This is a genomic window from Pantoea sp. AG702 (genome assembly GCF_003182295.1).
GTDB classification, from domain to species: Bacteria; Pseudomonadota; Gammaproteobacteria; order Enterobacterales; family Enterobacteriaceae; genus Pantoea; species Pantoea ananatis.
Map to the genome: position 1 here is coordinate 154972 of NZ_QGTU01000004.1, position 12402 is coordinate 167373.

8 protein-coding genes, 2 tRNA genes and 1 pseudogene are annotated in these 12402 nt (G+C 53.0%); 4 read left to right on the plus strand and 7 right to left on the minus strand.

The features are described from left to right. Window positions 1–88: 88 nt before the first annotated feature. The 4 genes from nac to DFO57_RS13040 all read right to left on the minus strand — a co-directional run bounded on the left by nac (window position 89) and on the right by DFO57_RS13040 (window position 5282). The gene (nac, locus tag DFO57_RS13025; protein ID WP_013026297.1) at window positions 89–1006 is read right to left on the minus strand and encodes a nitrogen assimilation transcriptional regulator NAC; all 918 of its coding nucleotides are present in this window, start codon (window positions 1004–1006) and stop codon (window positions 89–91) included. Between the two features lie 788 nt (window positions 1007–1794). Beyond that, window positions 1795–2820, minus strand: a complete 1026-nt coding sequence (locus tag DFO57_RS13030; RefSeq protein WP_028715298.1) for an ABC transporter permease — start codon at window positions 2818–2820, stop codon at window positions 1795–1797. A 23-nt stretch (window positions 2821–2843) separates the two neighbouring features. Beyond that, complete coding sequence (locus DFO57_RS13035) at window positions 2844–4328, minus strand: sugar ABC transporter ATP-binding protein (RefSeq protein WP_013026299.1); 1485 nt, start codon at window positions 4326–4328, stop codon at window positions 2844–2846. Between the two features lie 30 nt (window positions 4329–4358). After that, window positions 4359–5282, minus strand: coding sequence for a sugar ABC transporter substrate-binding protein (locus DFO57_RS13040; RefSeq protein ID WP_013026300.1), 924 nt, complete (start codon window positions 5280–5282; stop codon window positions 4359–4361). Window positions 5283–5785: 503 nt separating this feature from the next. Between DFO57_RS13040 and DFO57_RS13045 the strand changes: the two genes are divergently transcribed. Together DFO57_RS13045 and DFO57_RS13050 are read left to right on the plus strand one after the other, a co-directional pair. Continuing rightward, window positions 5786–5861 (plus strand) — tRNA-Asn (locus tag DFO57_RS13045). A gap of 797 nt (window positions 5862–6658) precedes the next feature. Continuing rightward, window positions 6659–8203 (plus strand): methyl-accepting chemotaxis protein, encoded by a 1545-nt coding sequence (locus tag DFO57_RS13050; RefSeq protein ID WP_110015403.1) that lies wholly within the window; start codon window positions 6659–6661, stop codon window positions 8201–8203. Between the two features lie 309 nt (window positions 8204–8512). Here the strand turns inward: DFO57_RS13050 and DFO57_RS13055 are convergent. After that, window positions 8513–8695 (minus strand): annotated as a pseudogene (locus tag DFO57_RS13055) (2Fe-2S iron-sulfur cluster-binding protein); the annotation flags it as partial. A gap of 31 nt (window positions 8696–8726) precedes the next feature. Further along, on the minus strand, window positions 8727–10526 hold the full coding sequence (locus DFO57_RS13060) for a DNA/RNA non-specific endonuclease (RefSeq protein ID WP_022623361.1): 1800 nt from the start codon (window positions 10524–10526) through the stop codon (window positions 8727–8729). A 286-nt stretch (window positions 10527–10812) separates the two neighbouring features. On the opposite strand from DFO57_RS13060, the gene DFO57_RS13065 reads away from it, so the two are divergent. After that, window positions 10813–10888, plus strand: a tRNA-Asn gene (locus DFO57_RS13065). Window positions 10889–11155: 267 nt separating this feature from the next. Next, entirely contained in the window at window positions 11156–11557 is a 402-nt protein-coding gene (locus DFO57_RS13070; protein WP_110015404.1) for a hypothetical protein, read from the plus strand. A 302-nt stretch (window positions 11558–11859) separates the two neighbouring features. Here the strand turns inward: DFO57_RS13070 and DFO57_RS13075 are convergent, their stop codons facing one another. Continuing rightward, the gene (locus DFO57_RS13075; RefSeq protein WP_014605491.1) at window positions 11860–12330 is read right to left on the minus strand and encodes an Lrp/AsnC family transcriptional regulator; all 471 of its coding nucleotides are present in this window, start codon (window positions 12328–12330) and stop codon (window positions 11860–11862) included. Window positions 12331–12402: the final 72 nt, after the last annotated feature.

Sequence of the window (12402 nt, forward strand, 5' to 3'; positions counted from 1 at the left end):
AGCTGCATTCTGATGGACAGTCACAGAAAGGGCAGCGGCGCGATATCTACGCGCCCTGCTTCAGAGAAAGTGGGTCAGGACAGGCGTTCTAGCTGACCAGGGTGAGTTCCCGTTTTTCCGTCAGCGGTTTGTTCAGCAGCGACAGCAGGATATTTTTAACGGCCTGCGCCGGGGGCGATAAAGGTAACCGATGTGAAAGGTTGAGCGATAACGGCAGGCTGATCGTCGGGCTGGTAATACGCGCCATCCATGCCTGGGTGGATCCCACCAGCGCCCGGGCGGCGGATTCCGGCAATACAGTGACGCCCATCCCGCTGGATATCGCGGCGGTCAGCGTGGAAAGCGACTCTATTTCACCAATAATACGCGCACTCAGGCGGCGCAGTGAAAATGCCTCGTCAACGCGCTGACGCACGGCACTGTAATCGCGTGGCAAAAACAGGCTCATCTGTGCCACTTCAGCCAGATCCACATTGGTACCCGGACAGGCAGTGGTGCCGACCAGATACAGATCTTCTTTGAGCAGCGGTAGACTGTTGATCCCTGCCGTCGGCGCACGGTCATACAGCACGGCCATATCCAGCTGCCCGCTAATAATGTTTTCATTCAGGGCGCTGCTGCTGTTTTCATGCAGATAAACAATGATATCCGGATACTGTTCCCGTACCGTTTGCAGCAATGGCATCGTCAGCGAGGAGGCGGCCGTTCCGGGAGCCAGTCCAATGGAAACCTGCCCTTTCACCACTTCACCGGCATTCATCACCGCTGACTGTGCCAGCTCACACTGTCGCAGAATAACGCGCGCATGGCTGTAGAGTAATTTTCCGGCTTCCGTAGGTGTTACGCCGCGTTTGGTGCGATTCAGAAGCTGCTGCTCCAGCTCACCTTCAAGCGTAGCAACCTGCTGGCTTAACGCAGGCTGGGCAATATGCAGCACTTCTGCTGCCCGCGTCAGGCTACCGATATCGACGATTTTCACAAAGTATTTCAGCCGTCTTAAATTCATCTTGCCTCCGTTGCTACGTCAAGGTTTCTGGCTGATCCGTATCAACCAGCCTGTATACAGATGAATTGCAATATGCAGACCAGGTTTATTCAGATCGCGAAACATGTCGGGAAATAATTGCTAAGCATCAGAATAAACAGCGTTTCTCTGTACCTCCAAAGAGGTAAGTCGGGGAGCACCGCCGCATTCAGGCGGCGACACAGGGTGAGCTGCACCTCAATAGTGCGAAACATGTCAAACCAGCGTGCAGCGTCGGCCCTGTGCCAGCAAAGGTTATCGACGTGCCAGCGTCCGGCTCGGTTATGCAGGAGAAAAAGCAGAAAGAGAGTGAGATGCGTGGCTGCGTTGCTGCGTTGCTGCGTTGCTGCGTTGCTGCGTTGCTGCGTTGCTGCGTTGCTGCGTTGCTGCGTAAAAGTCTAAGACTGTTGGCTGAGGAGAAACAGGTTTATTGCGTGAGCGGTTGATCGATTCGAAACGTCTTCCCACCTGTAACGCTCAATACGCTAACGGTTTTTTAAAAGGTCAGAAAGGCGACTACGCAAACGCATGTATTTTGTAGCAAGGCGGCGATTCTCTGGCACCAGAGAAAACCCCCACGGGATTCCGTTTAAACGCTTTTTGGATTTGCTGTCTTTTGTTCACCCCAGCCAGCGAAGTGCGAATACGCAAACGCATTTGTGTTGTAGCAAGGCGGCGCCAGGCGCTTAGGCCCAGGAGCATAGTAAACTATGTGACTGGGATAAGCGCCTGGTGCCAACGCCGCTACGGCGCAAAGGCGGCAGCGTATTTTAGCGTTTAGCGCGATTGCGTCGCATATCGATGGTAACTGCGGCAACAATGATGATGCCTTTGATGATGTCCTGGATATAGGCATCCACCCCAACAAAGGTGAATCCGCTTTTAATCAGACCAAGAATTACCGCACCAATCAGCGTGCCGGTAATACGGCCCACACCACCCATCAGGCTGCTGCCGCCGATCACCGCTGCGGCAATCGCATCCAGTTCATAGCCCACGCCCATGCTTGACTGGCCGCTGCTGACGCGTGCCGCCAGCACTACGCCCGCCAGGCCTGACAGCGCACCCGCAATGGTGTAAACGATGATCAGGTATTTGTTGACGTTAATGCCGGACACTTTGGCCGACGTCATATTGCCGCCGATGGCATAAACATATTTGCCATAACGGGTATGTTTCAGCGCAACGTGAAACACCAGCGCCACAACCAGAAAAATCACCACCGGCATGGCGCCCTGACCAATAGAGGTGAATCCATCGGACAGAAAACTGATGGGGTTACCCTGGGTGTAATACTGCGCCAGACCGCGCGCAGAAACCATCATGCCCAGTGTGGCAATAAAAGGTGGGATGCCGGTGCGGGTAATCAATACGCCATTGATCAACCCGCACAGTAAACCGACGCCAATGCCGGCAGCAATCGGCACGGCCGCAGGCATATTCACCAGGGATGGAAACATCGGCGTCAGCGTATCTGAGGTTTGCGCCAGGCTGGCAGCCACCACCGCAGTCAACGCAATCACCGAACCGGAAGAGAGATCGATACCGGTCGTAATGATCACCTGGGTTACACCGACGGCGATGATACCGATGATAGCGACCTGCAATACGATTAAAATCAGGCGGTTCGTGTTCATCAGGAACGACTGATCGCGAACATACCAGCCAAAAATTTCAAAAATTAAGGCAATCCCCACCATTACCACAAAGATGCCGGTATCCTTTGGAACCCGGTGACGCAGGCTTGCCAGGAAAGAGGGTTGTTGCTGAGAAGCCTGAGCGGCCGTGGCTTTCATATTACTCATCGTGGTTTCGCGCCTCATTCGGATGCTAACGACAAAATAGTTTCCTGATCGGCCTCTTCTTTATCGAGGATGCCGGTAATGCGCCCACCATGCATCACCATGATGCGGTCACTCATGCCCAGAATTTCAGGCAGCTCTGAGGACACCATAATGATGGCAACGCCACGGTTGGCAAGCTCACTAATCAAACGATAAATTTCTGCTTTTGCCCCAACATCAATGCCGCGCGTCGGCTCATCCAGGATCAGGATTTTCGGTTGAGCCAATAGCCAGCGGGCGATAAGCACTTTCTGCTGATTGCCGCCGCTCAGGTTATTGATGATTTGATCCATGGTAGGGGTTTTAATATTCAGACGGCGAATTTGATCCATGCAGTCCTGAGCCATTTTGACATGGCTGACAAAGCCGCTTTTGCCGCTGTATTCCGGCATGTTGACAATGCTCATGTTCTCCAGCACCGACAACACCAAAAACAATCCTGACTTTTTACGATCTTCAGTCAAAAATGCCATGCCCTTTTCGATGGCGACCGACGGTGAGTCAATATTCGCCGGGATGCCGTCAATCAGAATTTCGCCGCTGTCAAAATGCGTCATGCCAAACAGGCTTTCCATCACTTCGCTGCGCCCGGCTCCGACCAGGCCTGCCACACCGAGAATTTCTCCCCGGCGCACACCGAAACTGACGTCGGTGAAGCGGTCTTTGCAGCTCAGATGACGAACGGTCAGCACCTCTTCCCCGATGGCATTGTTGAATTTAGGGAAAAGCTGTGTCAGCTCACGCCCGACCATTTTAGTGATCAGAGACTGGCGCGTGAACGCACTGGTGCTGTCGCTGCCCACCCAACTGCCGTCACGAAACACGCTGATCTCATCCGTGATGGAAAAGATCTCATCCATTTTGTGACTGATATAAACGATGGCTTTACCCTGTTCGCGCAGATCGCGAATGATGGTAAATAAATGTGCGACTTCGGTTTCCGTCAACGCGGAGGTGGGCTCATCCATAATGACAATGTCGGCATCCCAGGACACCGCTTTGGCGATTTCCACCATCTGCTGTGAGGCGATGCTCAGTTCGCCTACCATGCGGTCGGCTTTCAGTTTGATATTGAGCCGGTTAAGCAGCGCCTGCGTGTCTTTATTTAGCCGGGCATGATCGACAAAACCAAATTTCATCGGCTCCCGACCCAGCCAGATATTCTCGGCCACGGTCATGTGCGGCACCAGATTCAGCTCCTGGTGGATCATTGACACACCCGAACGTAACGCATCCATGGTGTCCCTGAACTGCACTGGCTCCCCTTTAATCTTGATGGTGCCCTGATCGGGACGGTAAATCCCGATCAGGCACTTCATTAAAGTGGATTTGCCCGCGCCATTTTCACCCATCAAAGCATGTACCGTTCCAGAGCGGACGCGCAGCGACACATTGTCCAGTGCCTTCACACCCGGAAAGAACTTGCTGATGCCTTCGGCTTCAAGCGCAAAAGCGGTCATACATCACCTCCGTACTACGGGTTCAGACGTTTATTTTTGGTTCATGCTGGTATATTTGGTGTAGTTGTCTTTGGTGATCAGCTGGAATGGGATATCAACAATCTTCTGCACTTTTTCACCGTTTGCCAGTTTGATTGCGGTCTGAACAGCGCCTTCACCCTGCCCTTTTGCATCCTGGAATACGCTGGCCACCATCTTGCCGTTCTTGATCATCTGCAACGCATCCGGTGTGCCATCCACGCCTGCCACCAGAATGTGTTTATCGTTCTTGCCTAATGCCTGAATGGCACCAATCGCCATTTCATCATTGTTTGACGCGATGGCATTGATATCATCGCCAGCGGTCATCCAGTTGCTCACGACATCTACCGCATCGTTGCGGCTGAATTTCGCCGTCTGCTTTTGCACCACTTTAATATTCGGGTATTTCGCCACTACGGCTTCCACGCCTTTGGTGCGTTCACGGGTCGATTCGTTAGCCAGATCACCTAATAAAATGGCAACGTTGCCCTTGCCGTTCATCGCCTTCGCCAGGGCTTCCATCTGCAGACGGCCCGCCAGTTCAGAGTCAGAGCCCACAAACGCCATTTTGTCTCCTAGCTGGGCCTGGGGTTTACGGTTAACAAATACCAACGCCACACCGGCCTTGGACGCCTGATCGATAATGGGTTTTACAGCGTCAGTGTCGACGGGGTTAACAATGATGGCGTCAACGCCCTGTCCAATAAAGTTCTGTACCTGCTGGAGCTGCTGGGCCACATCGCCTTTGGCATCTTCGATCTGGCCTTTGACGCCATCTTTTTTCATCTCATTTTGTACAGCGTTACGCACAATCGTCAGAAAGTTGTCATCAAACACCGCCATAGAAACACCCACGGAAATATCTTTCGCCATCGCAGCGGCGGGCAACATGCAGGCTAACAGTGAGGCAACAATCGTTTTTTTGATGTTCATAGGGACCCTTCTTATTTGTTAACTTGCTAGCGATTTACGTTTTGAATGAAAAATATCTTTTACATTCACACCGCCTCGCCGGCGTTTTTATGGAAAATTTGAGGTAAGACGACTACGTTGATGCTTTTGCTAAAATCACCACTGCTTTTCTTATCCGCATGATTTTACTTAACATGCTGACGGTATCGTCCTGGCGCTGGTACGTCCATCCCACTTTCAGGCACCAAGCAGTTTTTTTATTCCATATATTTCTTTTTTGAAATTTTTATCATAAAAGCACTGAAACAAGCGTTTTGATATCGTCAAATAACAAAACTTTGACATGCGTCTAACATCTACTGAGAAATGGCGTTAAAGTGAGATCCTGTTAGCAGTTTGAAAAGCAAGCGAATGTGTCTGATATTCACCAATGCGCTGCTTTTACGAGCACTTAAACGCAAACCATGAAAGAGGGCTTTGACATCCCTAACCGGCGCCGCTACTATTCGCCCCGTTCTGACAATTCCTCTGTAGTTCAGTCGGTAGAACGGCGGACTGTTAATCCGTATGTCACTGGTTCGAGTCCAGTCAGAGGAGCCAAATTCTTGTTTTCAGGCATGCTTTAAAGCCTTTCAATCCGGTTTTATTACGTCTGCGTGAGAAATTTTTCCGATGCGTAGTGGGGTTAACCTGCGCATTCGGCAAAACAGCAAGTCTGATTGGCATCATTCCCGCTCGATAATAGCGTCATAAATCTGTTCCCCAGCCCTACGTGAAAAGCCTCAGCATCCCCCTTGTGATCGCCTTTTATACTGACTGATACACAGCGTCTTTCTCTGCTTGTCCATCCTGACGGTTCACGCCGCTGTCCTCTCCGAGAGCGCCTCGACCAAAAAGAATCCCGCATTGCATCAGGTGCCCGTCACTGACTCCGTCTGCCATCCGCGCGACGCTATGCGTAACTGGCTGAAAAAGAAGATCAATCCCGCATAACCGCACTAAACTGGAAAAGTTGGTTCAGATTCCGACCTGCAGGCTGGCGCAGTAACAGGAGGTATCCTGTTGAAAGCTGGGTTTTTCCGCGCTGTTCTGCGCCCGGTTTGGCTAACGTCTACACGGCCAAGGCTTTTTGTTTGTGAAGCGTGGCGCTGTCCGCGACAGCATTGGGCAAGGAAGCGCTACCCATAGCGCTGGCGTGGTCAGGTATGTTTACAGGCAACAGAAGTCTTGAGTCATGTGTTGATATAAAAATAATGGCTTTTATGGCGTCAGCTCCTGCCGATATCCCCTCCGTCTTAAAAAAGCGTCGTTCTGCGGTTTCTGAAAAGGACACTTAGGTTCACTCGTTCTTTGCCGAAAACAACATGGGTACGACAACACCATAACCGGAGAGAATGATGAAGGTATCGACACGACTGTCTGCTGGCTTTGCTTTTTTGATACTGCTTTTCGTCATCAGTTCAGCGGTTGCAATCAGCAATCTGCTTGAGACGCGTCAGAATATTGATGAGATCGTCAACACCAACCTTAAAAAAGTGACTTTGTCTAATGATGCAGGTACGGCGCTGAGAAACATGCTTGTTGAGGTGAGAAACATGGCGCTCTTCTCTGATCAAAAAGCAATTGAGAATGAGTGGGGCCGCTTTGAAACTCAGAAAGGGGTTTATACCCAGAAACGCACTGAGCTTGCATCCATGATCGAACGCGACCACAACCAGCAGGAAATTGGTCTACTCAGGAAAGTACAGCAGAATGAACAGGCCGCGCTCACGACACTCGCGACGGCGGCAAACATGGGCAGGCAGAGACAACTGAATGGCCTCGCAGATTATCTGACCAACGTTGTTCGTCCCCCTCAGCAAATCCTTATCTCCAGTCTCAACGAACTCACGGACATGCAGCGTGCCTTTGCTGAAAACACCGCCGTGGAAAGTAACGCATCCGCCAGCCGCGTTATCAAAACCTTTATTGTTCTCATCATTGCAACCGTCATTTCCGGCGCCCTGATTTGTCTCGTCATCAGCAGGAAGCTGATGCGCCAACTGGGCGGTGAACCTGCACAGGCTCAGGCGCTGGCCGCGACCATCGCTTCCGGGGACCTCACCTCCACCGTGCTGCTGCGTCGCAACGACACCAGCAGCCTGCTCGCCTCACTGGACAGCATGCAGGCCAGGCTGCGCGGCCTGGTATCGCAGATAAAGGATGCTTCCACTTCCGTGGCGCTGGCGGCCGACGAAATCGCCCAGGGCAACACCGAGCTGTCGTCACGAACCGAGCAGCAGGCCGCCGCCCTGCAGGAAACCGCTGCCAGCATGGAGCAGTTGACCGCCACGGTGAAGAGCAACACCGCTGGCGCGCAGCAAACCGCTGAATCGGCCCGCGATACGGCCCGCCTGGCCCGTTCGGGTGAGGCCGACGTGCAGCGGATGTCTGGCACGATGCAGGATATTTCCGTCAGTGCCGCTAAAGTCCGGGACATTACCTCGGTCATTGAAAGCATCGCGTTTCAGACCAACATCCTGGCCCTGAACGCCGCGGTGGAGGCGGCGCGCGCCGGCGAGGAAGGCCGCGGTTTTGCCGTGGTGGCCGGTGAGGTGCGCACGCTGGCGCAGCGTAGCGCCACGGCGGCCCGCGATATCAAAGTCCTGATTGAACAGGCCGTTGAGCAAGTGGAAAGTGGCGTTGCCGTGGCCTCCTCGACCGGGCAGAGCATCATCAAAATTGTAGGGATGGTCGGCGAGCTGGCGGAGGCCATGGACTCCCTCTCTCTGACGTCCTCCGAGCAGATGCAGGGGATTTCACAGGTCAGCGTGGCGGTGAGTCAGATGGACGGCGTGACGCAGAACAATGCGGCGCTGGTCGAGGAGTCGTCTTCAGCCTCGCGTTCGCTGTCTGAACAGGCGCAGGCGCTGCGCGGTATGGTAGCGGCGTTTCATGTCTGAAAACGGGTTGTGGGTTCATGGTGAAGCATATTTTCTGTTTTCGTAGCGCATCCCGGTTCAACGGGTGCCGGCACAGGAATAAAGCCCTGATCCACAGCACAGAAAATCACAGGGTTCAGGCTGGCATTGCTGCCGTTGTTGCGCACGTATGACAACAATCGCCACACCCGGAGTAGCCCCCCTTTCACGCGCTCCCGCCTGCTTTTTACAATGGCATTACACAGCGAATCTCGATGAGGTTCGCTGTTCACTGACGCCTCAACGTCGGAAAAAAGAGGATGCTCCCCGCAAGCCTTCGTCTGCATGGGGTTAAAACTCGACGACAATATTGCCTTTGGGAATGCTACAGCACGACAAAATATAGCCCTCTTCTACGTCCTCATCGGTGATGCCGCCGTTGTGGTTCATCTCCACTTCCCCTTCCAGGCATTTCACCTTGCAGGTGCCGAAGATGCCCATACCGCACGCCTTGGGAATATGCAGCCCCAGCTTGAGGCGTCAGCCAGTGACGTTTTCTTCGCGTTTACAATAGCTCCGGCCACGTCATAATCAGTTTTGCCTGCACAGGCTCGGCCAGCAGGCTGGGATCGGGCTGCCAGCTGTCCCAGTCGCGAAATGCGCTGAAATCAAGCCCGGTCAGGGTTTCCAGTGAACGAACCGCCACGCGATATTCATCCACCTGCGGCACCGCTTCCGGTTGTAAAAGCGGCAACACGCGGCGAGGCTCATCCAGCAGCTTATCCTGACTGACCAGCAGTGCGGTGGCCTGCGGCGTGCCCTGTGGACCGATGCGCAGAACGACCTTCCAGAACAGCAGCGGGACCTGCAAATCCCCGTACTGCCGATGTTGATCGTTCAGTACCGGGCCGGTCAGTACACTAATTTGCTGTTTGGTTTTTAACACACCATATTCCAGGATATAGCGCTCAACCCCTTGCCAGTACTGCACGCTCTGGTTAAAGCGAAAATGCTGCGGGGAACAATTAGTGAAGTGGAACGTGTCTTTATTGGCGCGCACCGCCTCAGCCGCCGTGCCCCAGGTGGGATCGCTGCGGCGGGTGAGATGACCGCGATCGAACCAGCGACTGAACGCGCTATAAAACGACTGACCCGTAACATAGCGGCTGTCGATGCGGCTGTCTTCATACCAGCGGTCACCTTCGGGCAACAGCGAAGGTTGCCCACTGCCGCGGTCAATGTTGATATAGCGTGCCCCATCGATATTGGTGGCGGTAAAAAAAGCCAGCCGTCGTTCGGCATTCATCAGCAGAGAAAAGTGCTCGTAATTCAGCCTGGCATCAGCGCCGTTGCGCCCGTCACGCAGAGGGGCGACTTCCCCTGCACGCGGCGCGATAATCTGTGCCATATCGACAGGATTGTCCGCCAGAAAGTCTGCCTGAAAACCGTCGCGATTAGCGTAGTTTTCATCTGGCGCGGCGGCACTGGACTCAGGCAGTAGCGGTGCATTATCGGCCGTGAGCGCCTGCATCAGGATTGCCTGCCCATGCGGGGACAGCGCTGGCAACTCGCCCTTCAGCCAGTCGGTGAGCGCACTCATGCGAATGCCTTCGTTAACCCATTTTCCGCTGTCTTCTGTGGCGCCATGATGAAGGGCCACCAGCTGCCAGCCGTCGTTGAAGACCGGTGCACCTGACGAGCCGCCTTCACTGTCGGCCTCATAGTGCAGAAACTGTTCGTGACGTGCTAACAGGGCATTGTTGCGCAGCGTGATTTGCTGTGGCGCACCACCCGGATGATGGATGAGATTGAGGCTGATGCCCAGCGCATGTTTATCATTACGATCGTTAAGTGCCAGCGGCAGCGGTTGCTCACCGCTGTCGGTAAGCGCCTCGCCAAGCGCTATTAACGTACAGTCGAACGCCTCCGTTGGGCTGGAAAGCCAGAAGCTGTCGGCATCCACCGCATAAAGACGTCCTGGAAGAATTTCGCCGGATTCGCCCTGGCGATAACCGAACTGCAGCGTGATGCGCCCCGAAATGGCGGCTTCAGGCAGCACGTGATGATTCGTGACGAAGAGGTTGCCATAGGTCAGAAATCCACTTCCCTTAGGTATGCCATCTTCTCTGACCAGCGCGACGGCGCGGGCTGCGCGTAACCCCTGCTGTAAAAATGACACCGGCAGCAAGTCGTTAGCGCCCATAATGACGCTCTGGCGTGCCCGCTGTTGAAACGCATAGCGCTGCGCTCGTCGTGAGTCCGGTTCCGCCTGCTGGCCCTGGCTGAGCGCAGTGCGCGTCTGCTGCCGTTGCCCGGCCGTAATCGCCAGCCTTGAGGCTATCTGCGCTTTCAGTTGCTCGTTCATTCGCATCTCCATGGTTGGGTTTGCTCTCTTTAACCATAGCCGTTTATCACGAAACAGGCGGCACATTGCGGCGCTGCGACACAGTGGCTAACCTGCAGAAAACATCGTATAAGACCGTTTGAGCGTCTTAAACTGGCCTTTCCTGACGATTTGAACGGCCCTGCCATGCGGTAAACTGTGGATGAAACAACCAGGCTGCTGAATCCTTCAGCAAACGATCCGAAAGCGGGTAAAACCGCTTTGACTCAGCATGCCGACTCCATTACTATGCGCCCTGTAGCACGATTCCTCTGTAGTTCAGTCGGTAGAACGGCGGACTGTTAATCCGTATGTCACTGGTTCGAGTCCAGTCAGAGGAGCCAGATTTAAAGAAGCCCGCTCAGGGAAACCTGAGCGGGCTTTTTGTTGATCTTTATACTCTCCAGTCGCCTCTGAACGACGATTGCTGCCAACATCAGGTTCCCAGAACAAGCCAGTACACCCTTCGCTTTTTCCCATTTGATCCATGCACATGACCAACTGATTACTGAATATAAATTATCCGTTCATCAACGGTTTATAGACCGAAATATAAACCGGGTGCTAGTGTTTCGCTCTATAATAAAAAACGTCCCCCTAAGAGGCTATGGATGAGAAATCCCATTCTGTATTTTGCTTTAACCATGATGTTGACAGGATGTGTAGCACGCTCCCATGAACCCGATCCCCTCCAAGTGCAGCTCGCCAACTACGGTACGCTGCCAGACACTTATAAAACGGATGTCAGAAATACGTTTTATTATCACCTGAAAGATCCTTACAGCGCGCATTATCGCTTTTTTAAACCTTTTAAAGGGTATACCTGGGTAATGAATGTGCCCGAGGATAAAGAAGAACTGATGTTTGGCTGGGTCATCCCGGGCGTGATTAACGCAAAAAACAGTTTTGGCGCCTATGTTGGCGCGCGCAGATTCGTGGTGATTTATTCAAATGGTCACTATCACAATCTTTACTACATGAAAGGCAAGAAAAAAATCGGGCGGGCCATTTAAAACAGCCCGCGATTTTCCGAGCCTTTAACACGTCATCGTCAATGGCGTATTTAAATGACAAAGGCAGGTGATATCGCGTTGTGAGTTTGCAATGATGATATTCGCCTGCCTGTCGTAGAAACGCGCTAGCCGTATTCAAATCCCTAAAGGGCGAACGTCTTTTACCGGCCTTTAGGGTGCAAAAACCGGACATTATAACTCACCGGCTAAAACAGACCTGCACGTTAAGCGCCGTGTCGCAATATCGCATTAAAATAACAAAGGCCTTCTGACAAACACGGCATAAGCGTGAGCCAATCATCTCATCGGGGGTTTTTAACCGGATAGGCCGTCAGCGGTTTAATCTCTTTCAAAACAAACATACTTTGCATCTCTTTAATGCGCGGCAGCCTGCGCACCACCGACATGGCAAACTCGGCGTAAGAGTCGAGGTCGGTTGCCACCACCTGTAACAAAAAATCGGCATCGCCGCCGATACTGTAGCAGGCCACAACATCCTCCAGCGCGGTCACCTGCTGCTCAAACTTTTCCGCTTCAGCTTCGCTGTGGCAGTCAATGACCACCCGAATAAAAACCATAACGCCCGAGCCGGTTTTCTTACGGTCCAGCACTGCCCGATAGCCCTTGATCACGCCCTGCTCTTCCAGTTTGCGGACTTTGCGCCAGCAGGGCGAGGCAGACATACCGATCTTATCGGCAAGCTCCTGATTGGTCATCCGGGCATCATCCTGCAAGATGCTTAAAATTTTCACCTCTGTCTTATCAAGCGGCATATCAGTCATATCCTTTCTGTTTAACCTATTTTACAGGCAAATTATTGCCATAATTACGGCACAGAAGCGAGA

Bases quoted from the DNA above. Each gene is read 5' to 3' on its own strand.
- nac (WP_013026297.1), bottom strand. From the start codon at position 1,006: ATGAATTTAAGACGGCTGAAATACTTTGTGAAAATCGTCGATATCGGT.
- DFO57_RS13030 (WP_028715298.1), bottom strand. From the start codon at position 2,820: ATGAAAGCCACGGCCGCTCAGGCTTCTCAGCAACAACCCTCTTTCCTG.
- DFO57_RS13035 (WP_013026299.1), bottom strand. From the start codon at position 4,328: ATGACCGCTTTTGCGCTTGAAGCCGAAGGCATCAGCAAGTTCTTTCCG.
- DFO57_RS13040 (WP_013026300.1), bottom strand. From the start codon at position 5,282: ATGAACATCAAAAAAACGATTGTTGCCTCACTGTTAGCCTGCATGTTG.
- DFO57_RS13050 (WP_110015403.1), top strand. From the start codon at position 6,659: ATGAAGGTATCGACACGACTGTCTGCTGGCTTTGCTTTTTTGATACTG.
- DFO57_RS13060 (WP_022623361.1), bottom strand. From the start codon at position 10,526: ATGAACGAGCAACTGAAAGCGCAGATAGCCTCAAGGCTGGCGATTACG.
- DFO57_RS13070 (WP_110015404.1), top strand. From the start codon at position 11,156: ATGAGAAATCCCATTCTGTATTTTGCTTTAACCATGATGTTGACAGGA.
- DFO57_RS13075 (WP_014605491.1), bottom strand. From the start codon at position 12,330: ATGCCGCTTGATAAGACAGAGGTGAAAATTTTAAGCATCTTGCAGGAT.